Annotated in this window: 20 protein-coding genes and 4 pseudogenes; 18 read left to right on the forward strand and 6 right to left on the reverse strand. The window is 32.2% G+C overall.

Features of this window, described 5'->3' with window-relative positions; all coding sequences use genetic code 11:
* Both AC1DCY_RS09315 and AC1DCY_RS09320 read left to right on the forward strand, forming a co-directional pair.
* Positions 1-196: pseudogene (locus tag AC1DCY_RS09315) on the forward strand (MFS transporter); the annotation flags it as partial.
* 202 nt (positions 197-398) lie between these two features.
* Entirely contained in the window at positions 399-755 is a 357-nt protein-coding gene (locus AC1DCY_RS09320; RefSeq protein ID WP_477349461.1) for an STAS/SEC14 domain-containing protein, read from the forward strand.
* A 382-nt stretch (positions 756-1,137) separates the two neighbouring features.
* Here the strand turns inward: AC1DCY_RS09320 and AC1DCY_RS09325 are convergent, their stop codons facing one another.
* From AC1DCY_RS09325 to AC1DCY_RS09335, 3 genes are all read right to left on the reverse strand, one after another.
* The gene (locus AC1DCY_RS09325; RefSeq protein ID WP_477349464.1) at positions 1,138-1,764 is read right to left on the reverse strand and encodes an FMN-dependent NADH-azoreductase; all 627 of its coding nucleotides are present in this window, start codon (positions 1,762-1,764) and stop codon (positions 1,138-1,140) included.
* 57 nt (positions 1,765-1,821) lie between these two features.
* The gene (locus AC1DCY_RS09330) at positions 1,822-2,412 is read right to left on the reverse strand and encodes a DUF3238 domain-containing protein (protein ID WP_477349466.1); all 591 of its coding nucleotides are present in this window, start codon (positions 2,410-2,412) and stop codon (positions 1,822-1,824) included.
* Positions 2,413-2,554: 142 nt separating this feature from the next.
* The gene (locus AC1DCY_RS09335) at positions 2,555-3,139 is read right to left on the reverse strand and encodes a DUF3238 domain-containing protein (protein WP_477349468.1); all 585 of its coding nucleotides are present in this window, start codon (positions 3,137-3,139) and stop codon (positions 2,555-2,557) included.
* 147 nt (positions 3,140-3,286) lie between these two features.
* Here AC1DCY_RS09335 and AC1DCY_RS09340 point away from each other — a divergent pair, with 147 nt between their 5' ends.
* The 5 genes and pseudogenes from AC1DCY_RS09340 to AC1DCY_RS09360 all read left to right on the forward strand — a co-directional run bounded on the left by AC1DCY_RS09340 (position 3,287) and on the right by AC1DCY_RS09360 (position 7,289).
* A complete protein-coding gene (locus tag AC1DCY_RS09340) occupies positions 3,287-3,760 on the forward strand; it encodes a MarR family winged helix-turn-helix transcriptional regulator (RefSeq protein WP_477349470.1) in 474 nt (157 codons plus the stop codon).
* 45 nt (positions 3,761-3,805) lie between these two features.
* Positions 3,806-3,912 (forward strand): annotated as a pseudogene (locus AC1DCY_RS09345) (bacterioferritin-associated ferredoxin); the annotation flags it as partial.
* Positions 3,913-4,062: 150 nt separating this feature from the next.
* Positions 4,063-5,121 (forward strand): saccharopine dehydrogenase family protein, encoded by a 1,059-nt coding sequence (locus AC1DCY_RS09350; protein WP_477349472.1) that lies wholly within the window; start codon positions 4,063-4,065, stop codon positions 5,119-5,121.
* Between the two features lie 199 nt (positions 5,122-5,320).
* Positions 5,321-6,367 (forward strand): annotated as a pseudogene (locus AC1DCY_RS09355) (IS110 family transposase).
* A gap of 493 nt (positions 6,368-6,860) precedes the next feature.
* The gene (locus tag AC1DCY_RS09360) at positions 6,861-7,289 is read left to right on the forward strand and encodes a hypothetical protein (protein WP_477349474.1); all 429 of its coding nucleotides are present in this window, start codon (positions 6,861-6,863) and stop codon (positions 7,287-7,289) included.
* Positions 7,290-7,377: 88 nt separating this feature from the next.
* Here the strand turns inward: AC1DCY_RS09360 and AC1DCY_RS09365 are convergent, their stop codons facing one another.
* On the reverse strand, positions 7,378-8,217 hold the full coding sequence (locus tag AC1DCY_RS09365; RefSeq protein WP_477349476.1) for a hypothetical protein: 840 nt from the start codon (positions 8,215-8,217) through the stop codon (positions 7,378-7,380).
* Positions 8,218-8,362: 145 nt separating this feature from the next.
* Here AC1DCY_RS09365 and AC1DCY_RS09370 point away from each other — a divergent pair, with 145 nt between their 5' ends.
* The 4 genes from AC1DCY_RS09370 to AC1DCY_RS09385 all read left to right on the forward strand — a co-directional run bounded on the left by AC1DCY_RS09370 (position 8,363) and on the right by AC1DCY_RS09385 (position 13,777).
* A complete protein-coding gene (locus AC1DCY_RS09370; protein WP_477349478.1) occupies positions 8,363-8,611 on the forward strand; it encodes a hypothetical protein in 249 nt (82 codons plus the stop codon).
* Positions 8,612-9,255: 644 nt separating this feature from the next.
* Positions 9,256-10,218, forward strand: a complete 963-nt coding sequence (locus tag AC1DCY_RS09375; RefSeq protein WP_477349480.1) for a HamA C-terminal domain-containing protein — start codon at positions 9,256-9,258, stop codon at positions 10,216-10,218.
* Positions 10,211-12,778, forward strand: coding sequence for a DEAD/DEAH box helicase (locus tag AC1DCY_RS09380; RefSeq protein ID WP_477349482.1), 2,568 nt, complete (start codon positions 10,211-10,213; stop codon positions 12,776-12,778). The genes AC1DCY_RS09375 and AC1DCY_RS09380 overlap by 8 nt, the downstream gene beginning before the upstream one ends.
* A gap of 294 nt (positions 12,779-13,072) precedes the next feature.
* Complete coding sequence (locus AC1DCY_RS09385; protein WP_477349484.1) at positions 13,073-13,777, forward strand: restriction endonuclease; 705 nt, start codon at positions 13,073-13,075, stop codon at positions 13,775-13,777.
* A gap of 415 nt (positions 13,778-14,192) precedes the next feature.
* On the opposite strand, the pseudogene AC1DCY_RS09390 reads toward AC1DCY_RS09385, so the two are convergent.
* A pseudogene (locus AC1DCY_RS09390) lies at positions 14,193-14,645 on the reverse strand (hypothetical protein); the annotation flags it as partial.
* Between the two features lie 144 nt (positions 14,646-14,789).
* On the opposite strand from AC1DCY_RS09390, the gene AC1DCY_RS09395 reads away from it, so the two are divergent.
* The 7 genes from AC1DCY_RS09395 to hblA all read left to right on the forward strand — a co-directional run bounded on the left by AC1DCY_RS09395 (position 14,790) and on the right by hblA (position 24,028).
* Positions 14,790-14,957, forward strand: coding sequence for a hypothetical protein (locus AC1DCY_RS09395; protein ID WP_477349486.1), 168 nt, complete (start codon positions 14,790-14,792; stop codon positions 14,955-14,957).
* A 121-nt stretch (positions 14,958-15,078) separates the two neighbouring features.
* Positions 15,079-15,615, forward strand: coding sequence for an RNA polymerase sigma factor (locus AC1DCY_RS09400; protein WP_477349488.1), 537 nt, complete (start codon positions 15,079-15,081; stop codon positions 15,613-15,615).
* 1 nt (position 15,616) lies between these two features.
* Complete coding sequence (locus AC1DCY_RS09405; protein ID WP_477349627.1) at positions 15,617-17,215, forward strand: DUF4179 domain-containing protein; 1,599 nt, start codon at positions 15,617-15,619, stop codon at positions 17,213-17,215.
* Between the two features lie 1,468 nt (positions 17,216-18,683).
* The gene (locus tag AC1DCY_RS09410; RefSeq protein WP_477349490.1) at positions 18,684-19,727 is read left to right on the forward strand and encodes a Fic family protein; all 1,044 of its coding nucleotides are present in this window, start codon (positions 18,684-18,686) and stop codon (positions 19,725-19,727) included.
* Between the two features lie 560 nt (positions 19,728-20,287).
* Positions 20,288-21,607: a hemolysin BL lytic component L2 gene (gene hblC / locus AC1DCY_RS09415; protein ID WP_477349492.1), complete on the forward strand. Its 1,320-nt coding sequence runs from the start codon at positions 20,288-20,290 to the stop codon at positions 21,605-21,607.
* A 53-nt stretch (positions 21,608-21,660) separates the two neighbouring features.
* The gene (gene hblD, locus AC1DCY_RS09420) at positions 21,661-22,893 is read left to right on the forward strand and encodes a hemolysin BL lytic component L1 (protein WP_477349494.1); all 1,233 of its coding nucleotides are present in this window, start codon (positions 21,661-21,663) and stop codon (positions 22,891-22,893) included.
* Between the two features lie 22 nt (positions 22,894-22,915).
* On the forward strand, positions 22,916-24,028 hold the full coding sequence (gene hblA / locus AC1DCY_RS09425) for a hemolysin BL binding component B (RefSeq protein ID WP_477349496.1): 1,113 nt from the start codon (positions 22,916-22,918) through the stop codon (positions 24,026-24,028).
* 351 nt (positions 24,029-24,379) lie between these two features.
* Here the strand turns inward: hblA and AC1DCY_RS09430 are convergent, their stop codons facing one another.
* A complete protein-coding gene (locus tag AC1DCY_RS09430; RefSeq protein WP_477349498.1) occupies positions 24,380-25,147 on the reverse strand; it encodes a sulfite exporter TauE/SafE family protein in 768 nt (255 codons plus the stop codon).
* Positions 25,148-25,157 lie beyond the last annotated feature (10 nt).

Consider the following 25,157-nt stretch of genomic DNA (forward strand, 5'->3'; position numbering starts at 1 on the left):
TTTGTATTTCGGAATGTTTCAAGCCTGTTGGGCTTTTGGAGGTTCTTTAGGAAACTATCTTGGAGCTTGGTTAAATAAATTCAACCATATTTCCGGGTGTTGGTTAATATTTTTAGCGATAGGGGTTTTGGCTTCAATTTTATTTAATATGATACATCGTAGTATGAAAGAAAAAACCGAATGCGTGGAAAAATAAAATATTAGTTCATCAAGTTGATTTAGAGTTACTTACAACTTAAAGTAACGAGTGCGATTCTTCAATTATAGCAATCGCTTCTTGTGCTAACGGTGCAGGTTAATTTAACAAGCGTAATGTCTTCGAACTGTGCAATATTAAAATGTATACCCTCTTACATTATTTGGCTTATAATGATAAAAAGGGAGTGTTTTTTAATTGAATGTTAAAAATTTTTGAAGATATTATTATTACTAATTTGACAGGTTACATAACTCTTGCTGATGTAAACACATGGTTTAATTCATTTGAAAAAACGTGCTATTCATTTATTAAACAAGACAAAAAGTTTAAGTTGTTAGTTAATCGTAAAGGTTATACACCAGAGCATTATTCTGTACAAAAATTGTGGAAAGATAAATTATTCTCTAATAATATATTAGAGAACTCTATTGCAGTCGCTTTTTTATTAGAAGAAGGGGATATTCTAATTCATCTTGAAAAGTCTAATACTAAAGGCAATGTAATGTTCTCCAGTAACTATAATCAATTAATTGACTGGCTTACTAATTATAAATAATGGATTTCTAATCCTGTTTTTCTAGTAGAAAACTTTTCAATTCACAGTTTGTGTTAGCTCAACAAAATGTTATAGAACTCCCATGAAAGAACGTAATCATCTTTCATTTTCTGTGGTGTAGCGCTGGTTTTTGCGCTACATGGATGGCTAACGGGGCAGGTTAGTTGAATAAGAAAATCAAATTTATAAGGTTTTTGTCCATAAACTTCTATTATTATGTATTCTTTCTTACTATCGGTTCAATAAGATAAGAAAGAAAGAAAAGTAAGCTTTAATTGAGTGAGTTCTAACCATACAGTATTGAGATATACAAATAAAAAAGCAGTACTACCGCTATAAAAGCGTTAGCCCTGCCATATTCAATTGAAAAGCATTTTGTTAATTAGAACGTACTTGCTACTTTAACAGCCTTTTCAAGCCCTGAGGCAATAATTTCTTCTGTTTTATCTGGGAATTGATTGTGACCTTCAATCACTACTCTCTCTATATCTTTTACACCGAAGAAGCTCATCATATTTGCTACATATTTAACAGCCATTTCTAGTTCAGCTTTTGGTCCTTCAGAATATACTCCGCCACTAGCGTTTAATATTGCAATTTTCTTATCTCTAATAAGACCTACTGGGCCTTCTGGCGTATATTTAAATGTTTTGCCCGCTCGGTTTAAATAATCAATATATGTGTGTAGTACAGCTGGAATTGTTAAGTTCCATAATGGGAAACCAAACACGACTTTATCAACAGCAAGGAACTGGTCTAAATATTTATCAGCAACAGCTACTGCTTTTGCTTCTTCTGCTGTTAATTCTAGTCCTCTACCAACCTTAAATGTTCCGTTTATCATATTTACGCCTACATATGGCAATTCTTCATTGTATAAGTCAAGCTCAACCACCGTATCATTTGGGTGTGATTCTTTAAAGCTTGCTAAAAATGCCTCATATAATTTCACACTCACCGCTTGGCTTGCGGGGCGATTGTTTGCTTTTACAAATAAAACTGTTGTCATTCTTTTTTCCTCCTGTTGCTAACTCTTATGTTGTGGTATTTTGATTTCTTATTATCTTTACAATATCTTTTTAAAACTATATTCCATATCTCCACCTAGAGCTTCAGGTGTATCACCAGTCTCTCTGAAGTCATGTGTATGAATTTTATCAAACGGACCAAAATTTACCTGCTTATAAATTTCATAACAAGGGAATCCGTCATGTTTTCCGTAAATATCGCCAGTACCATCTTTTTTAACATGTACAGTTAATAGATAATCAGCGGGAGGTGCATATACATTTAATGGATTGCTAGCACTAGCACTCATATTAAATGTGACGTCATCGCCATCCTCTCCCCATACAATATCCGTGCACAAAATACGTTCCGTACTAGCTTTTCCTGATCTTTTATTAACGGAGCCATCAGGGGTTGTGATTCTTTCTGTTGTTATGCCAGTATTCGCATATGTGAAAATTTCTTTTTTATAAAAATCTACAACTACCTCTTGTTCAACTCTGGAACGCATAGCGTTGACAGCATATGGTGTAAATTCACGTGAGTCACCTTCGTATTGAATTACGTCCCCTGTTTGAGTATCTTTCTTGGGCTCAGTCCAAGACATTGGAATAAATGCACTTGCTCTAAATTTAACGATAGTATTCATGAGATACACCTCTATAATTTTCAATTTTTATTTTGGATAATCATATTGATCCATTTAGCAAAACAGATTGCAATTTTTTTCGTATAAATAATGCTTTTCTTTTAATATTTTCAGCTTGTAAACTTCTACTTATTATATATATCTAAATTGTCGTTTTAAAACTATATTCCATTTCTCCAGCTAGTGCTGTTGGAGTGTCACCAGTTTTTCTAAAATCATGTGTATATATTACTTCAAATGGACCAAAATCTGTTTGTTTATAAAATTCATAGCAGGGGAACCCATCATGTGTACCTTTAATTTGTGTAACACCATTTATGTTAACATTTAGAGTTAACAAATAATCAGCCGCAGGTGCTGCTGCATTTAAAGGATTACTTGCACTTGCCCTCATTTCAAAAGAAACTTCATCAGTGTCCCATACAATATTGGTACATCCAATATTTTCTGTACTTGTTTTTCCTTTTTTAAAATCAACAGATCCATCTGGATTTGTAACTTTTACAGTTACGATACAAGCATTTGCACATGTGAAGATTTCCCTTTTGTAAAAATCAATAACCACTTCTTGCTCTAATCTTGACCGCATTGTGTTTACAACATATGGTGTAAAATCACGTGCATCACCAGTATATTCAAAAAGCTTTCCTGTAGTAGGATCTTTAATAGGTTTCAACCAAGCATATGGTGCAAAAACGCAACCTCTAATTTTAACGATGTTAACCATGAGAAACCTCCATAATTTATTTCATTTTTTTCGATGAATACTACGTCTTATAATCGGAATATAGTCAACTTGATTGACTACTTTACTCATAGTACAATGGATTTATCATATAGTCAACTAAGTTGACTATATACAACGGAGGTAAATATGAATAATAAAGTAGATAATGAACTGGATCTTACATCACTTTTGTCTTTATCTTTTAGTACATCAATTAATGAACTACATGACAGATTGAGTGAATTGGGATTCGAGGATATTAAACCTGTACATGGTTTTATGTTTAAATACATCACTCTCAATGGAGCAACAGGAATAGAACTAGCCGAATATTTAGGAATTACGAAGCAAGCTGTGAGTAATATAGTAGATTATCTTGAAAAAAGTGGTTATGTAATGCGCAAAGCTCACCCTACTGATAAGAGAGGGAAAATCATTGTCTTGACCGAACGAGGATGGTTAGTAGTAAAAGCAAAAGAGAAGATAATAACTGAGATTGAGGCACGTTGGATTGAATACATTGGCACTGAACGAATGCAAATGCTAAAAGAGGATTTATCAACATTTATTGATAAAGAAAACGAAGACAAATTATCAGTGAGATTAAGACCTGTCTGGTGAAATGGAGTTTATAAGGTGGGTTTTTAAGCGAATTTAAATTCCTAAGAACATATTCGGGAAAACATAAAAGAAAACCATTGTGGGTGTGAGTTCAACAATCCTGAAGGCATTGTTGTTTAGGAAATGTTACGAAAATCAAAGAAATATCTTAAATTCCTTATTCCACTAAAAGGTGCTTTCCTTGAAGAGCATAGAGCTGTTTTAGACAGCTCTTTTTTCTTATTGTGCTAACGGTGCAGTAGAGTTTAAAATAAATTATATTAAAGTCGGTTATGTATACAGGGGAGAAGGCATTAAAAATCATGAAAAAAATTATGGTTGTTGGGGCATCTGGAGTTCTTGGTCAATTAGTCTGTAGTGAATTATTAAGAATATTTGATAATCAAATAAGGTTAATAGTGACAGACTATAAAAATGAACGTGGAGAAAAATTAGCGAATTCTTTTAAAACCGATGTTCAATTCCAATATTTAGATGCAAATGAAGAAGAAAATGTAAAGCAGGCAATAAAAAATATTGATATTGTAGTTGTAGTATTGAAACAGAAAAATCCATATATTCAAAAAGCATGTATAGAAAATAAAATATTATGTCTAGATGTTACACCATATTATGACTTTGTAGAGAGAGTTAACGAGCTTAATGAAGATGCAGAAAATAATGATGTAGGTTCAGTTGTAATGTCTGGATTTTTCCCTGGATTATCAGGCTTAATGGTCAAAAAGGCTATTTCAAATTTTTCAGAAGTGAAAGAGATAAATGTTGGATTATTACAAAATACAAATGCTAAAGCTGGAATATCTGGAATTTTGGATATGTTAAATATAATTGCTCAACCAGTAAAGTTAGAAAACAAAGTTATATCTGGATTTACTAATAAAAGAAAAATGGATTTCCTTCATCACCTTAAAGAAAAAGAGGTAAGATGTATAAACCATTCAGAAAAAGCTATCTTAAAAGAAACGCTGGATATTAACTATATAAATTATTGGACTTCTTGGAATGTTAATGGTTTCAATAAGCTGGTATCTTTTTTAAGACAGGTTGGCTTCATAAAAAATGTTCATAAGTACAAGGATTTCCTTTCTAAGGTAGTAAAACATAAGCCTCATAAAAATGAAAATGCTTTTCTTACTGTTGAGGTAAAGGGAGTAATCGATAACAAAGAGAAGGTAAAAATATTAGCCCTATCCACCTTTTCTGATTATCATACAACAGCAATGGCAACTGCTTCTTTAGCAAAAATAGCTCAACGGAAAAATGTGAAAGGTGTATTTTATCCTTTTGAAATAACTGACATAAATGAATTGCTATCCGAAATAAACTGCCCAAACATTGTAATCGAGGAATTTGAAAAATAAAAAATAGTTATTAAGCTAACGGAGAGCTTTTCTTGAAGATCATTGAGTTGCATATGCAGCTCTTTTTTTCTTTATTGAACTAACGGTGCAGCATTCCTGTTTGAAGGATGTTCGAGGTCTTGAAAGAAAAGGAGCCCTCTAGTATGATGCATGAGTGTCAACGACCATTGACCCATCATCAAACAAGGAGGACTCCTTTATGCATTTTAAATGGAATAATAAAATTAATCAAGTAACTGAAAATACACTCGTTGTTGGCATGGATATTGCCAAGTGTATTCATTACGCATGCTTTATCGATGAACGCGGGCGAGTAATAGAAAAAGCTTTTGCCGTACATCAATCGAAAGAAGGGTTCGAATACTTGTATGAAAAGATTCTTCAAACGATGAAGGAAGCTAAGAAAACTGAAGTAATAATAGGGATTGAGCCTACAGGCCACTACTGGATGAACTTAGCCTATTTCTTAGATCAATACGAATCCCGCTTGTCATGGTGAATCCAATGCACGTAAGACGTTCAAAAGAACTCGATGATAACTTACCGACAAAGCACGATAATAAAGAGGCACTAGTCATCGCTCGCTTATTAAAGGATGGACGTTTAAGTTATCCACGTATACTGAAAGACATTGAAGCTGAGCTTCGGATTGGTTCTACTCTTCGTTCAACATTGACGGAGGATTTGGCTAGTATTAAAAATCGAATCATTCGTTGGCTTGATCGCTACTTTCCGGAGTTTACTCAAGTCTTTCCTAATTTCGGGAAGATGGCACTTGCAACACTAGAAATGACGCCATTACCAAAAGATATTAAAGAGAAAACAGCTGAAGAGCTGGTCTTTCTTTACCGACAGGTAAAGGGAATGAGAGCCCCACAGTTACCGAAAGCCAAGCTTCTCACTTTATGAAAATCCACGCCAACTTATAAAACTAGCGGGATTAACATTACGTGAAAGCTCGTCTGGTCAACATAAGGGACAAAAACATATCTCTAATCGAGGACGAAAGAAGCTTAGAAACACTCTATTCAAGGTTATAGTCCCGCTTATTCGTCACAACGAAGCGTTTAAAAAGCTTCATGAATATTACACAACAAGACAACATAATCCCTTAAGGGGAAAGCAGTCAATGGTAATACTCTGTGGTAAATTACTGAAGGTATTACATGGCATATGCAAAAAGAAAGTCTTTTTTAACGAGCAACATATGATGAATGACCTCTACTGTCTCGCAGAGGCAGCGTAATTAATTCTTTCATTGAACTATAAAAGAAGGATGACACGGAGAAGCCAGCAAAATAACTAAACTCAGACTATGAGTCTCCGGTGCAGCATAGCAGGCCTCTGCCTTATGAATAGACCGAACGAAGGAATGTAAGCGCGAATGACGCTAAGAGACATGGGAGGGTACGTCGTCATAAGTATCGCAGAGATCCATTGTGCATCACATAGTGGATTAAAAAGTTAATGGAGCCCCTCCCATGTTACCAAGCCATCTTTAGATGATTTGAAGATCCTTACAAAGCTTTTGAATCGCCTGCATCAAATAACATTCAAACTGGTGAAATCTTTTACAAAGCAAAGTATCTAACTAATTACGAGGGTGATACCATGTCATTAAGTTATGATACCATCAACTCTTAATAAATATTATAGAATTTATAAAAACATTGTTTTTTTTTCTAAAATATCTAGAATTTGAATATATACTAAGAACAATACGTAAAGGAGGGATTTAAATGAAGAAATTGGTCATATTATTACTTGTGCTGGGTATTTTAGTGGGTTGTTCAAATAACACTCCTAAAGAAAGTAATAAAGAGGTAAAAACGTTTACTTACATTGGAGAGAAAGAAAATTGGAAAGCTACACTTATTGCTAAAAAAACAGATCAGTCAGATCAATACAATTACACAATGAATATTGAATATAAAAATAATACTGACGATTTAAAAGCCGTAAATAAGATTAATTACTCTTTTAAGATTGGTCTGACAGAAATAAGTCGTTCTGAAAAAAGAGATGATGGATTACCTACCGGTAAGTCTATTGTGTATAAAGATACGGGGGATATAAGTTTTGATTTTAACGAACTAACGACTCTCCCCTTTTCAATTGAATGGAATGATAAAGTAGAAGAATTTGAATTAAATATCAATAAAAACTAAGATATTTTGATATTCCTATGAATGAGTTATTTATTTGTTTATTAAAAATGCTTGTACTCGATAAACGAGCACAAGCATTTTTTAGATTTTAAAATTTTAACGGAGGCGTATTTATACTAAAAGCCTTGCTATCTGAATTTCGTTTGTATTTCAATGTAGTGTTAACTCCCCCTCCAGAATAATCTGTAGCATTTACATAGAATGAAAACCCTGTAGTTTTAGTATATGTGCTTCCACTTGTTATTGAAGAATTTGAATAATCAACTGATGCATTCTCAAACGTAGTTTTTGTGTAAGTGCCATTCTTGTAAAGATATCCAGAACCAGAATAGGCTATATTTGAAGATATACCTGTTAAAGAAAATCTCGAATCAAGAAGAGTTGGTTTATAAGTAACATAATTTATTTTGAAATGATCATTATTATTAGCAGTATATATATCATAGTACATTCTTACGTTTATTCTTACTGTTAGTGAATCTTCTGTAGATTCTACACCTTTATCACCAGTACTAGCTAAAGGCATGATATTATTATCATTTACGGAATTAATGATTAATTCATTTAGTGAATTTTCATCTAGTGTTTCTATTACACTTTGATTAATATCAATCTCTTGTAGACTCATTACTTCTTGTTTAATAAGTTCACCATCTACGTAATCTTCTGATAGTATTTTCTTAACTTCTGTAATAGAAACATCACCATCATGATACTTGGTTGTTATATTTTCTTCATTTATTAATTCACCGTTTTTCGCCATTTCGATTAATTTTTCATCAGAAATTTGCTCCTGATAATATACTTTTTTTTCAAAACCCAGACTACCTTCCTTTGCATTTGCGGAAGACGTAGGTAACAGCAAAAGCATTATAACTATTGTGACAGTAAATGTAAAAATAAGATACCTTAAACCTTGTTTTTTCATTATATTTCTCCTCTCTAATAGTTATTGGTTAATTTTGGTAAAAAACTAAATATTAACTTAATAAAACATTACCATATTTAATAAATTATATAAACATTAAATTCGGAGTAATATAAAAATTCTAATATTTTTTAGGGGGTAAACTTTGAAAATTTCTCTTTTATTAGGTAAAGGAATTATTTCCTTTAAATTTGGAAGGGGAGAAGTATATATGAAAGTTTTAAGTTTATTGATCCATATCTTGGTGACTGGAATCGTATTAAAGATATTTGAAAAGGAGATAGTTAAAATAAGTAAAGTAATAAGAGACAAACCTTTTGAAACTTTTGTTGTAATAGGGATAATCATTTTGTTGTTGAATCCTATAATTAGAGAATACATTTACAAATTTTAAAAAATATAAAGACCAGGAGCGGTAGTGACCCCTCAAAGTTAGAGTTTTTATTATGCAGCTAATTGGCTGGCTTGAGTTCGGTATTTTACGGGGGCACTGAAAAACTTTATCTGGTTCCACTTAACGAGGTATTCGACGATTCAATCATCGAATACCTCGCCTTTTCAATTTATAATTGAGAGACTAAATGCAGGTGGTGTTCCCAATGATTTCAAACCAAGAGACTTTCAACTTAAATCCATATATGGCCATTTACGATATTGTCGTGCCAAAAGGTAATATGCTTCGTCAAATTAACGAACTAGTGGAAGATATTGATTGAGAGCAATAAGAAAGGACAAGCTAACATAAATTTCTAATAATGTGAAGCTTGCTAGCTCTTGAACAAATATTAAATAAGAGGAATTGTAATTTGTTGTATTTATGCTAGTACTTTTTTGTATTCCGATTATAGGATATAATTACTATATAGGTAAATTGTGTATTAAGTGTAGTGCGTCTTAAATATAAAGAAGGTATCAGTAGCGTACTTTCAATTGTAGTATATGCCATTTTTCTAAGATAAAGCCAATTTAAAAAGTATTTAAATTATACAGAAGACACAATTGAAGTAATTCATGAGGTCTTTTTAAGGAGGTCACTGAATGGTATCCGAAATTCCTATTCATGAAGATTATTTAAAAGAATATCTAGTTAAAATGTTAAGAGGTGATGGAACTGAGCTAGATGCATATATAAGTGCAGTGGAAAAAGAAAAGATTGTAGAAGACACATATGCTACGGCAAGATGCTACATGATAAATTTTAATGGACAAGATTATCCTAGAAGTGAAGACTTAGGGAAAGTATTAATAGAGTATTTATTGGACTATTCCATTCCTAGACAAGAAATTAGAAAAGCTCAGATGAAAGATTTAGAAATGAATACTTCAAAACATATTGCAGCCCTTCATCAAAAAGCTCGTGCTTTGTTTACCACTGTAAGTAAAACAGGAGAACCTGGCGAGGTTTTGTTGTATCTAATGACACAAAGCATTTTAAAGCTACCTCAAGCTATTGCTAAAATGTCACTTAAAACTAGTAGCCAACTTCATTACAATGGTGCTGATGGAGTTCACTTAGGATATGATTCTGAAAATCAGAAGTTGAACATTTATTGGGGTGAAGCAAAGCTCTATCAAAATCATGGTGAAGCGATTAAAAATTGCTTTGAAAGCATAGCACCTTTTTTAGCTTCTAATGGATCACATCGAGTTAGAGATTTAGATTTATTAACTTCTAATTTATCTACATTTGATGAGGCATTTGCCAATGCATTAATCAATTATCTTGATCCTGACCATCCGTCATATAATTCATTAGAATTTAAAGGTGTATGTTTAATAGGTTTTGATTATACTAAGTACCCTAAAGAGCAGAGAATAAAAAAACAACAAGAAGTTTTATCTGAAATTTTAGAGGATCTTGATGGATGGGTTTATAAATTAAAAACAGCTATCGATGGTCATCAAGATTTAAACAAAATGGTTGTAGAGGTATTCATCTTGCCATTTCCATCTGTAAGTGAATTTAGGTCTGCATTTTTGGAGGTATTGAATCGTGATTGACATAACACAACTAGCAACCAGAATCTATAATTTAAATGGATTCCAAAGGATGTTTGAGCCATTATTAAAATTATCTATTCAAGCTCAATTTCTTGAGGTTAAAAATCAAAATGAGGTTATCGATTTGCCATATTTATTAAACTGTGCAGGTATTCTAGCAGATTCAAATATGCCAGAGCATTTAGATGTAGCGTATCGTATTGCACAGTTTGGAATTCAACAAGAGGATGATGAGGAATTACTTGTTAAAAGTGCATTAATTTTAGAAAAAATGACTAATCATCCCAGTATTGAATTAGCAATTAGCAAGGGATATATTGGAAAAAATTACATAGACCAATTACCTTTATTATCTAAATTAGATATTGTGCGAAGAAATATAAAGTATTCTTTATGGGATGAAACAGAAAATAAGGTTATAAACATTAATAAATTTCAATATGATGTTTTAGAAAAAAATTATAATAGCCAATTACTTTCAATTTCAGCCCCTACTTCTGCTGGGAAATCATATATATTATTAAACATTATTAAAGAAACACTTTTAAATAAAGATCACACAACAATTGTATATGTGGTACCTACAAGAGCACTTATTAGCCAAGTAGAATCAGATATAAGAAAGAAATTAAGAACAACTGAATTTCATAATGTTTTTATTACATCAATGCCAATAATGGATAGACTTTTGGAAGAATATAGTAAAAGGATTTTTATTTTGACACAGGAGCGCCTACATTGGCTTATTAATGAAAAAAGAGATTTTCATATTGATTTCTTAATTGTCGATGAAGCACAAAAAGTAAGTGATGGGTCACGTGGGGTAATACTTCAAAATGTAGTGGAAGATTTAATCTGTGAAAATAAAGATATAAAAGTAATTTTTTCAAGTCCTTTGACTGAAAACCCAGAAGTATTCTTACAACCTAATTATGAAATTTCATCTATGAGTACAGTTCAAAAAGAGTTTGTACCTGTTAACCAAAATTTATTATGGGTTAATGCAATATTCCGAAAGCCTAGAGAATGGGAAATTAAACTTTGTTTTAAAAGTGGTACATATGATATTGGTAAAATTAACCTAGAGGCAAAGCCAAATAATACAATTGAAAGATTAATTTATATAGTGAAACATTTAGGGGATCAATCTGGTGGTAATTTAGTATATACAAAGATACCTTCTGATGCTGAGAAAGCAGCTAATAAATTATACGAAATGTTACCTGAAGAGGAGTCCCTAGATGTGGAAATAATTGAATTAAAAAAGTTAATTCAAGAGGTTGTTTCAACTAGGTATAGTCTATGTAAACTTATAACCAAAGGTATTGCATATCATTATGGAAATATGCCTTTAATTGTAAAATCTGAAATTGAAAGATTATTTAAAGCCGGGAAAATTAAATACCTTATGTGTACTTCAACTCTTGTAGAAGGTGTGAATTTACCTGCTAAAACTATTTTTGTGAGAACACCTAAAAAAGGTAATACTACTCCATTATCAGAGGTGGAGTTTTGGAATCTAGCAGGTCGTGCAGGGAGACAGGGGTTGGAATTCCAAGGGAATATAGTGTGCATTGATACTAATAATCCTTCAGTTTGGAATAATCCTCCTGAGGTGAGAAAGAAGTATAAAATCGAATTTTACACAAAAAAAATTATTAAAGAAAAATTCGATGAAATAGTAGAATATATGTCAATAGATGCTTTCGAAGAAGAAATGTACAATTTGGATTTTGAACATACTATTTCATATTTATTAAAAATTTATAGTAATAATCAATCGTTGATTACTAAAAGTTTATTAGAATTGATTGATGAGGATCAAATTAAGGTCTTAGAAAGTTCATTAGAAATAATGATGAAGGATATAGATGTTCCAGATGAAATACTTTTTAAGAATAATGGAGTTAGTCCCTTGGCACAACAAAAGTTAAAAAATTTTTTCCAAAAGCATCTTGATAAATTGGATAAATTGGAACCTATTAACCCTGCACTCTCTAATGCACCAGATAGATATGCACTTATCATCCGTATTATTCAAAAAGTTATTCCCTTCGACCATGAGAATAGAGCTAGGTATTTAGCATTTTTGGTAACTGATTGGATGAAGGGGATGCCGCTAAATTATTTAATCTCTAAAAGTCAGCAATACTGGGATAGAAATGGTGGTAGAAACCCACAAAAAGTAATTAGGGAGACTTTTAAGGATATTGAAGAATTTGCTAGGTTTAAATTTATAAAGTATGTTTCATGTTATAAAGATATTTTGAATTTGGTAAGAGAACAAAATAACTCAAGCGTTTCAGATTCAGATGATACAGACATGCTAAAGTTATGGTTAGAGCTAGGTGCTTCCAGCAAGACTGTTATTTCATTAATTGGAATAGGCTTTAATCGTTCAACTGCGCTTGAAATCGCCAAACAAATTGATTCAGAACAGCTTAATAGAAATGAAGTTTTGGATTATTTATTAGAAATTGATACCAAACGGTTTAATAAAATTATGGAACGAGAAGTAGTTCAAGTGATTGATTGTTATTTTATTGAAGAAGAAAAGTGATTAATAAAAATAGGGATGAGTACATTTAGTATCTTGAAGATAAACTTCTTTTGAAAAAAATACAAATCATTATCCACAATGCCTGGAACGGAGTTTAATTTATACTCTGATTTGATAAAAAAACTCACATGTAATAGATTGAGGGATAAAAATAATAACTTAAAGGCTATTCAAGAGTTAGAAAGGTGAATTAATGTCTAAAAATGAGCCGTAAAGAGCGAAATATGAAAAATGATGTAAGATGTAGAGCTACTTATTATAAATTATTTATTAAAATTTAAGGTGGTATGTAAATTGAAGAATAATGGTAAGGTTTATGAAGACTTAGTAACATATGTTTATCAACAATTGTCAAATTTAAGTGGAAAAAGAATTGAAGTAAAGCAAAATATAAAAATAAAAGGTAAGTCAGGTGTATATCATCAAATTGATGTATTCTATGAATTTGAACTAAATAATATTAAGCATATGGTCATTATTGAGTGTAAAGATTATAGGGGAAAAGTAGAAAAGGGAAAGGTTCAATCTTTTAAATCAGTAATTGAAGATTTGGGAAATTGTATAGGAATAATGGTTTCAAGAAATGGGTTCCAATCCGGAGCAATAGAATATGCACGACATTATGATATTGAATTATTATCAGGTGGAGAACTCCCACTATTATCAAAAGTAATGGTAAAAAAACTGGAAGTTCTTTTACCAAATGAAAATTCGGTAGGTGAACCATTTTGGACTATAATGGAAGAAAGAAATGGGGAACTGACAGGAAATTATAGTTGTGTTAAGGGGAAAACTATTGGTTTATTTATTTCAAAAAAGATTGCTTTAGAAGTAGCGGAAAAAATTGGTGGTACTGTGAGGGGTGTCTCACAAAAGCACCTGCTATTTTTAGCAGGATTGTCTGAACATGAATTCGTAGAAATATGTATGTTTTTACTAGAATCAGATAAAGGAATTCTAATAGATTATAAGGTACTTCAGGATTATTTTTTGTTGTAAACTATAAAAATGTTAATAATTGGATTCTTTTATTGTCGTTCGGTACACCAGAGATATGCATCGAGAGAACCTTTTTTATGTATAATGAAGTGATGTTTTTCCAATTATTGATTTGAGAACCCCCCCTATCCAGATGATGGCTTACGAAAATCGAAAACAGACGGTGCAACAACGTATAATTATTACTATGGTGGCTCTAATTTAGTTCGTGTTACAGATGCGAACCAAAAAACGATTTGGGCAATTACTTGGAACAACGGCAAAGTAGTAAATCTGACAAACGCAGCAGGTAATCATTCGAATACGTAACGAACCACCGTAAAAGGCTTAAGAGGTAATCCTAAGCCTTTTTGTTTTTCAAAGAAAAGTTATGAATATAGAATTGATTTTATGTATTTAGAAAGATTCCTTTGTTGGCGTTTGGTACACCGAGTGCTGGTAAGCCCGCACGTAGAGCAACAGGTAACAAAACTGCCCCTAAAAGTGCAACAGCAGGCGAGGGCCAGAAAAACCAAGAGATACACATCATTAATAGACCAATCGTCCAATAAGCTAAAGCTGGTGTTTTAATAATTTTCGTAAAAGGAGCAATCATGACCTCATTAATACCAGAAGTCATCATGACCCGACTCATGGCTACGATAATAGAAATAATGAGAATGGTCGACAAAAGCTCAGTGATGGCATAAATAAAACTGTTAAAAACACCACTAATGGACGAAGTTATATCGCCTGTAGCAACGATTGCTAACATGAATATGCCTAGTACACAAATGAGGGTGGTATCGCGACGTTTAACCATAAAGCCAATGATAAGGACAATAAAAACAACATAAATCCAATGGAGAGCAGTAAATTCAATCCCCATACGTTTCCCCCTCAATATTCGATCTGATTCTATAGAATATGAAGGGGGAAAAAGTTGGTGATGGTTTTGAAAAATTTCGACTTAAGTAGCATTGTAATATGTATTCATAATTGAAAAAGTATAAAGGAGGGGTGAATATAAAGATTGCTAGAGCAGAAGGAAAACTTGCTGATGCGGTTTAAATTGATTATCTGCTGCCAATTATGCCTCGGCAAAATTGCGTCCGGAATAGGCTTTGTGCTTTGGCCTGCAAATGTTTTTTCCGCGAAAGCGAAGCGACAGCAACAACCTGATGCAGGTCAGTTAGCCTAACATCCTTTATTAACGCCTTTCCAAGCCTTGTCTAAATCCTGTGAAAAATTTTTTCGGAAAAATGAACTATTAATAATACTAAATTGTTACTTGTATAGAAATCGGAAAAGGAGGTGGGATTGTGACACAAATTAGCGATGAGAGGGTTTTGTTTCAAACATATTATAAAGACGTCTTCAGGGCTTGCTATTACATGCTTCAAAATAAATACGATGCAGAAGATCTTTGTCAGGATGTATTTGCGAAAGCTTTGAGTGAAGATTTTCGAGCCATACAAAATCAAAAATCCTGGTTACTTAGTATTGCTATGAATATGTCTCGAAATTATTTAAAGAAAAAGAACAGACTGTTATTAAAAGGAAATTTTAATTTCCTATCATCTAAACTGTTTGACAATACCCAAAATATTGAGCGAACAATACAGCTCAATGAAAATAAAAGTGAGTTAGTCGATTTAATGAACAAACTGCCTGTTCGTATACGAAAGGTAATGGTATTGAAATATGTGCATGATTGTAAAGATAAAGAAATTGCTCAAATTCTAAAAATCCCTGAGGGGACGGTTAAATCGAGGCATTTTAAAGGTAAAAAATTAATGGAAAAGTTTATACAAGTGGATAAAAATTTGTTACTTGAATGGAGGGGGCATCGTGAGTAATATGGACGATTTAATAAAAGAACAAGTGAAGTGCGATCAAGTAGATTATCCTAATGAGAATGAAATGTGGAGCAAAATCATCCGTAAACAACAAAATCGTAATTATAAAACTAAAAAACATAGCTATAAACCCCGAATTATATTAACCGTCATTTTGTTTACAATTGTTTTATCATCCACAACTGTATTTGCTAAATATTCAACAGAAATCTTGGACTGGATGAGAAATATGAATAGAACAGGCATTATTACTTCTTTAGAAAATGGATTTGGACAAGAAGTAAATAAAACTGCAGAAAATGAAGTTGGTGTCTTAACTATCCATAATGTAGTTTCAGATCAAAATGGTACTACTATTAACTTTAGCTTAGATATTGATCACGATTATCCAATATATGCTGCAGACTTCGAACAAGCATTACTCAAAATAAATGACGGAAAAGAAATACAGATGGAAGCTAGTGCAGTATATAATCAGGAATCGGATAAATTAGTAGGGGTCCTACATACAAATGAGGAAATCCCACATAACTGCAATGTTACACTTCAACTAGGTGGTGTAAAGGAGATACAACTGAAAAGTATAGAGTTAAAAGATTTGACTCAATCGAACACATATCCTGACAAGATTAACATTCAACAAGATGGAATATCACAAATAGATTTCATTTCAAATGATTATCAAAACGGGCAATATAAATTGGATTATCTCATCGAACTGGTGGAACCCAATAATATAGAACACGCCTATTTATCCTATACCATAGAAAATGAACCCATTGCGAATTCTGGCGTTACTGAAAAACGTCCACAACCAAATGTCATTAAACAAAGTGATTTACTGGAGATACAAAAAGACGCGGTAGAAAAATTAGGCGTATTTTTAAATTATAATGATACGGTAAGTTATAAATCAGAAACATGGAACCTAGATTTTCAATATAATCATGATCTTGCTAAAAAATCTACTTTTGTTATGGATATAGACGAAAAAATTGAATTAGGCTCACAGCAACTTCAATTTAAAGAGCTTGTCATTACACCGAGTAAGGTGAAGCTTTATTTTGATAAAAAAAATATAGATTCTAATTCTCTAGTTCATATCAATTATCGTCAGCTTAAATTACGAATTGGTGAGCAGGAATTGTCGGGATACTTTGATAAAGATTATGTTTCCTTTGAAACACAGGGGCTGATAAAGGATATTACGAAGAAAGAAATTTCTCTTACATTAAATGATGCGAAAGTTTCTTATGAAGCTGAAAAGCAAGACAAAGTAGAGCTTACAAATATTTCTGATGTACCACAAACCATAAAAGCAGAATTAAACGGATATCCAATTGATGTTACCTACTATAATAATGGTAGTGATTTAATTGTTGAATCAGAGAGTAAGAATGAGCAATTTGGTGGTATCACACAAAATGTTATTTATCAGAATGGCAAAAGAATCTTTGCTGAAACTCGTTCTAATGATGGAGTGTTAAGAACACATAAACAAGTAGAAACCTTTAAAAATATAAAGGAGAAAGATATTACATTAAACTTCTTCCTTTATACTGTCAATGAAGATCGAGCTAAAACTATTATTTTACAGTAAATCGTTTGCAGTGTAGATTTACGTTTTAAAAATGAATGACGGTAATGATGCGATTTTAGTACTGCTGTGGAAGGGGAGTTCTTTGTGCAAGCACAAAGACGATTCCGGACGCAATTATGCTGATGTATAATTGGAAATTGTACATTAATTATAAAAATCTACTCTTTTATATAGTGAACCCCAATCGTTAGATATTTGGTCTAACTTTTGGGGTTTACTACATTTTGAGTGACTTATTCCATGATAGTAGCAGCTATTGTCGGAAAACCTCAATCAACTTTATCGTTAAAACGAATGAACAACGTTGGTGATATAAACAGTTCGTAACCAATACTTCAGTTGTTGCCTCTTCGCCGTTTGTTTTAACAATATCAGCGGTAATTCAAAAAAGATTCCCACTTATCTTAGGAAACATGGGAACATTTGGCTTCAAAATCTACGGAACGGGCCCATACCTGGGAAAAATGGTCTCCCGCCTGGTAAAAACGGGCCAGGGAAAAAGGGTCTTCCAACTGGTAAAAACGGACCAGGGAAAAATGGTCTCCCAATTGGGAAAAACGGGCTCCCGACTGGGAAAAATGGACTCACACCTGGAAAAAATGGTCTCCTGCCTGGAAAAAATGGTCTCATGCCTGGGAAAAATCGGCGTCCTTCATTAAAACGCATTGGATATACCATTTTTTTTTAACTCCCTTCAATTGTTATAGTATAGGCTATGTTCAAACAATGAAGTTGCTTAGACTAAGACACAGGTTTGGGTCTTTGCAAAGGACGATTTTGGATTGTTCCGCAAAATAAAATGTATTCTATTTCGATGTGATATAAAAATTATTATTCAAAGTAATGTGGTTCTATTTGTTGAATAGCTAAGTAACTAGACCACCTCTGATAGGTGATAGTGTAAAGTCATATAAACCAATGTAATCAATATTTGAAGTGAACCATAAAAGTTAGAAACGGTTATTTCATCAGGCACTGTGATGGAGAATTTCTCTACTTAATGGAATTTGAAAGTGTGGAGCATTTTAAACAAGAGCTAGATAAATATGAAGAGAAAAAAAGTTGGTGATGATTTTGAAGAATTTATATTCAATGATTACGATTTAATAGAAAGGTTGAATAATATAAGTATTTAAAGCCCCATAGTGGTTAAACACTTCAATAAATTAAGTAACATAGATTATTATTTTGTAAATGTTCATTTAGTAAAGTTATTACAATATAAGAAAAATAAATGTCACAAAAAATAATAAATATCAGTACATTTAAAAGATAATATTCCGATATTTAATAATGTCTAATGTCTAACATCTATATTTACGATACATCCATTTTTAGAAGTAAATAAGTAATTTCTAAGTCCGTATTCACTTTATAAAAAAGTTTGAATAAAATTTTATCCTCTTTCTTTAGAAAGTAAAAGCTCTATTGTAATAGAGCATTGTGAGATAATAACAGGAGGAACAAAATGAAAAATTTTTTCGAAGACCCGTACATAAATATTGAGCAACAACTAATAAACTTGGTCAGTGAAATTAGTGAATATAAAGGAATGTTGAGCGCTTATAAAGAGCAAAGACCAGATATATTCACTAGCCTTGAAAAAGCTATACCCCTACAATACATAAAAAACTATATTTCAGTTTATGAAGATATAAAAGTTACAAATAAGCGATTAAAAGAACTTATTTTAGATGATATGATCCCCCAATCAATTTCGGAAGATGCGATATTTTGTTATTATGAAACTTTGAATCTTGTACATAAAAAATCTTGTGCTTTTTCTATAAGTCCAGATACTTTACAAGAATTGCATTTTCAGTTAATTCATTATAATACCTCTGACGGTGCAAAATGGCGTCAAAAGCCATTTTCTATCCCAGGACTTCCCGAAAAAGGGATGCATACGATTTGTTATCGTCCTCTTCCACCTGAAAATATTCCACAGGCAGTAGAACAATTATGTAACCAGTACAATTTATTAATCTGTAAAAAAGAGTTATCTACACTAATATTGATAGCGCGTTTTATATTGAATCTTTATTGCATAGTCCCTTTTAGTCAAGGGAATGGTAGATTAGTGCTCATGTTCATGCAATTACTATTAGTAAAAAGCGGACATACATTTGTGAAATATGTTTGTTTAGATGAATATATAAAAAACAGAGAATCAGAATACTATGAAGCCATTTATAAATCATCGGTTAATTGGTACTGTAATGGGCATAATATTAGCTTCTGGTTAAAAGAGTTCTTAATTATTATTTTAGAGGCTTATAAAGATCTACATAGCAGAGTACTGGCTTCTATATGTAAACATACTAAGGTAGAGCGAATTCAGAATTTTATTCATAACCAAAAACAACCTTTTACAAAAGAATGCATTCGAAGTATTTATCCAGATATAGCTGAAAGTACAATTAGTAAAGCTTTAACTGATTTGCAATTATTAGGTGAAATCAAACTTATTTCAAAAGGGAGAAATGCGCGCTGGATGAAAGTCCAATCTTAATCTATACCTTTTCAGGTCAGGGTTAATCAGTTTTTACTAAACAACTCAAAAATCTACTCAAAGAACCAATTGTCAATCTTTAATCGGCAATTGGTTCTTTAGTTATCTATCTAAATAAGGAATGGAAAGTTTTCCGTTGATAAAATATAACAACGAAAGTAATTCATTTCTCCTTTCTATCACAATAAAACACGTCCTTTCTAAAATAACCAATATGTCTAAATGTTGAAGATTTATTTTCTATTCCATTGGCAAAAATATGTCATTATTGCAACTTCAATTTGCTGATTCCCACCATATTATGGCACTTTCATGTTGATTTTGTTCATATTAATCTACTTTAAAATCAAGATTACAGCGAAAATTAACTATTTTACACATAAAATAGATTATTTTAACTGCAATTTGCAAAAAAAATGTGACTATGCCTAAAATTTACATTACAGGAAAGTATAAATCATTTTAGCAAGGATCTTTCCTGAAACTTAAGAATATTGGGGGGACTTAAGAAGTAATTACATAAATTATTTAGAAAAATATCATCTAAGGAGGTAAACAAAATGAAAAAGAAAATAATTACAGGATTAATGATAACATCCATTGTTACAACGGGGGCTATTCCTATACATACTTTTACAACGCCTTTAGTTCAGGCGGAAGTTCAAGAAGAGAACATGGCTATTTCCTCATCTTTAAGAAAATTAGGTGCACAGTCTAAATTGATTCAAATGTATATAGATCAGGCTTTAATAAGCCCTAATGTACAGCTAGAGGAAGTACCAGCTTTAAGCACAGAGCAATTTCTAATAAAACAGGATATGAAAGAATGGTCATCGGAACATTATCCAAAGTTAATGCTAATAAATTCAAAAAGTAAAGGGTTTGCCACTAAATTTAATAACTATTATTCAGCATTAAAAGGATATGTAGATAATAAGGACGATAAAGAAGGTTTTTTGGATAGATTAGAAGTCCTTCAAGAAATGGCTATGACGAATCAAGAAAATGTGCAACTTCAAATTAATGAATTAACAGACCTTAAATTCCAGCTTGATAAAAAACTTAAAGATCTCGATACAGATGTGATAAAAGCTCAGGGAGTACTAAGTTTAGAGGGAACTGGGAAGATAGACAAGCTAAAAGACGAATTACTGGATACTAAAAAATTAATTCAAAATGATCTGCAGCAAATAGCATTTCTACCAGGTGCTTTAAATGTACAAGGACTTAAAATATTCCAAGAGATATATAGTCTTGCAAAAGATATTATCGACCCGGCTGCTCAAACAGCAGCAGTAGCGTATAACAAAGGAAAAGAAATTAATAAATCTATTTTAGAAGCAGAGGAAAAAGCAGAGCATGAAGCAAAAGAAAAGGGTAAATCTGCATTAGAGATTGAAGCTGCTAAAAAAGAAGCTCGTGAAGCAATTGAGAAAAATAAAAAAGGTGAAATTGCTGCAGCTGCAGCTACAAAAGCGAAAGAGTATGACCTTATGAAAGCAATTGACCCAGAAAAAATCAAAAAAACATATAGTACCTTCGCTGAAGTCAATAATCTAACGGCAGAACAACGAGCACAATTAAATGATTTAGAGCAACAAAATCAAAAATTATATGATTTAACAACGAAACTAACGATAGCAGATTTACAAAAATCAATGCTTCTTCTTATGCAACATGATTTGCATACATTTGCTAGCCAAGTAGATGTAGAGCTTGACCTATTAAACCGCTATAAAGAAGATTTGAATTTAATAAAAAATAGTATCACAAAATTAAGTGCTGATGTTGATACTGCTAACAATCCGTCTCAAAAAGATACATTAAGACGATTAAAAAATGTAATAACTCAACTAGAGGAACAGGCTGATAAATTTTAATATCCTGAAATTTAAAATTATAAAAATCTATCGAAGTTTGGGAGGAAATAAATATGAAGAAATTCCCTTTTAAAGTATTAACCGTAGCCACTTTGGCAGCGGTTATAACTGCAACTAACAGTGGCACTATTCAAGCACTTGCACAAGAACAAATCACTCAGGAACAAAAAATAGGAAATTATTATACATTAGGACCTGAAGGACTGAAAAAAGCGTTAGCTGAAACAGGATCACATATTCTTGTAATGGATTTGTACGCAAAAACAATGATTAAACAGCCGAATGTAAATCTATCTAATATTGATTTAGGTTCAGAAGGGGGAGAATTAATCAAAAATATTCACCTTAATCAGGACCTATCTAGAATCAATGCAAATTATTGGTTAGATACGGCGAAGCCAAAAATTCAAAAGACAGCACGTAATATTGTCAATTATGATGAACAATTTAATAACTATTACGACACATTAATAGACACTGTACAAAAGAAAGATAAGGAAGGATTAAAAGAAGGTATAGGTGATTTAATCAGTACAATTAATACAAATTCAAAAGAAGTTACAGAAGTCATTAAAATGTTAGAAGCTTTCAAAACAAAACTGTATACAAATACTATAGATTTTAAAAGTAATATTGGTGGTCCAGATGGGAAAGGTGGATTAACGGCAATATTAGCGGGAAAACAAGCATTGATTCCACAGCTTCAAGCTGAAATTGAGAATCTACGTTCCACTCAGAAGGCCCATTTTGACAATGTATTAGCATGGTCAATTGGTGGTGGATTGGGAGCAGCTGTTTTAGTTATTGGAACTATTGCAGGAGGAGTAATCATTGTTGTGACTGGTGGAACAGCGACACCGGCTGTTGTAGGAGGCCTTGCAGTACTCGGTTCAGCTGGAATTGGTTTAGGAACAGCAGCTGGAGTTACGGCATCTAATCATATGAACTCCTATAACGAAATTTCTAATAAAATCGGAGAGTTAACGATGAAAGCCGATTTTGCTAACCAGGCAGTTATTGCACTTACTAACGCTAAAGACACTTTGACATATCTGTATCAAACAGTGGATCAAGCGATCATGTCACTGACGAATATTCAGCAACAATGGAATACAATGGGGGCAAATTATAAAGATTTATATGATAATATCGATCAAATGCAAGAACATAAGCTCTCTTTAATACCTGATGATTTAAAAGCTACTAAACAAAGTTGGAATGATATTCATCGAGATGCAGAATTTATTGCAAAAGACATTGCCTTTAAACAAGAAGAAAAGAATTGAAATACAGTAGGAGGAATATAAAATGAATAAAAAATCTCTTTACAAAGTGCTCGCTGTATCGACGCTTTTAACCTTGACAACAACTTCTGTAATCACTCCGGTAGCAGCATTTGCAGAAACAAGTAAGATTGAGCAAACTAACAATAGTGATACGTCTCTTTCAGCAAACGAAGCGAAGATGAAAGAAACCTTGCAAAAGGCGGGGCTTTTTGCAAAATCTATGAATGCCTATTCTTATATGTTAATTAAGAATCCAGATGTCAACTTTGAAGGAATTAAGATTAATGGCTATCCAGATTTACCTAGTAAAATTATCCAAGATCAAAAGGGTGCTAGAGGACATGCCCTTACATGGGATACAAAAGTAAAAAAACAGCTGATAGATACATTGACAGGTATTATTGAATACGATACAAAATTCGAAAATTATTATGACATAATTGTAGAGGCCATTAATACAGGAGATGCAGAGACGTTAATAGAAGGAATAACAGATTTACGAGAAGAAATTCAACAAAATCAAAAGTATACACAACAATTAATAGAAGAATTAACTAAATTAAGAGACGCTATTGGACAAGATGTTAGAGCATTTGGCAGTAACAAAGATCTTTTACAGTCGATTTTAAAAAACCAAGGGGTTGCAGTGGAGGATGATCAAAAGCGACTAAAAGAAGTTTTAGAATCAGTAAACTACTATAAAAAATTAGAGTCTGATGGAATAATAACAGTATCTGTGCCCTCTATACCTACGTGGATTGCTGGTGGTATTATGTTAGGTATAGCAAGAGATCAATTAGGTCAATTAGAACCGTTATTAGCACAATTAAATCAGACAGTTGATTATAAAATAACATTAAATCGTGTAGTTGGAATTGCACATAGTAATATTAGTGAGATGTACAATGCACTCGATGATGCTATTAATGCTCTTACTTTTATGTCTGCACAATGGAATGACTTAGACTCTCAATATTCGGGCGTACTGAGACATATTGAGAATGCATCTGAAAAAGCGGAACAAAATAAATTCAAATTTTTACTACCTAATTTAAAATCAGCTAAAGACAGCTGGGGAACATTAAAAGTAGATGCAGATACATTAAAAGCTGGGATAAAAGAGTTGAAAATATAATCTGTTTTCAATATATATATTACTTGAAAAAATATATAGAAAAGTAGATTTGGGGAATATTCCATTTTCCAAATCTGCTTTTTTACTTCAGTTTTTTAGACTACTTTCTTGCAATTAGAACACTTTCTTAGCAACTAGTGTAGTGCTTACATGTCTAACATAGACCCGTAACGTGGTATAGAAATATTTAATGTAAGATTCGTTCAGGCCAGACAGTTATTTTCTTTCATCATAACTAACTGCCCAACCTTTTTTGTTGTAACAACCAAAATAACTCTGTACCTTTACTTGTAAGATAAATTTGAACACCATCAAATGTACTAGCCAAAAAAGTATATTAGCCAATTAGTGTTATATCAATAAATCCGATACGACCTGAACAATTAGCAAGAAAAAAATGATGGGTAATGAAATTTGAATCCACTTTGTTTTGATATATGGAATGATCTTTAAACCTAAGAACGAGCCAATAATAGAGCCAATTGAAACAGGAATGGCGATTCCCCAATTAACAATGCCAGTAAAGTAGTAAAAGAGAAAGGCACCTGTACAACTTGAAAACGTAATAATTCTTGTTAACTCAACGGCTTTTATATAGGTATATTGCTTTTTAAGATGATAGGTTACATTCATTAGAGCTGAGCCTGGTCCAAAACCACCGTCATATATGGAAATAGCAAACGGAATGAGTTTATTAATTGGTTGTTCCTCTGATTCTTTTATATCCTTTACCATAAATTTATTACTGCAAATTACAATGAAAAATGCGAAAATTAAGAATACACAAGCTACAACATTCATGACTTGCTCCGATAATCGAGTGGCTAAAAATGCGCCAAATAAACCTCCTAAACTAGATATCATCATTAAAGATGTGGATTTTTTTAACGATAAATGTCCTTTAATTATAAACGATACGACATTTGATAGAGCTGAAATTCCTGTTGCGAATTTATTAACAGCTACAGTTGTATGAATCGGAATGCCAAAAAGTAACATTGAGGGTAACAAAACGAAGCCTGCAGCGCCGAAAAGAACACCAATGACTGCTGCGAGTAAGCCGATTGTAAATAAAATAAATCCATTTACTGATAACCATTCATGTAGTAAAATTTCCATCAAATCACCT

This window comes from Lysinibacillus sp. 10T31 (genome assembly GCF_056394365.1).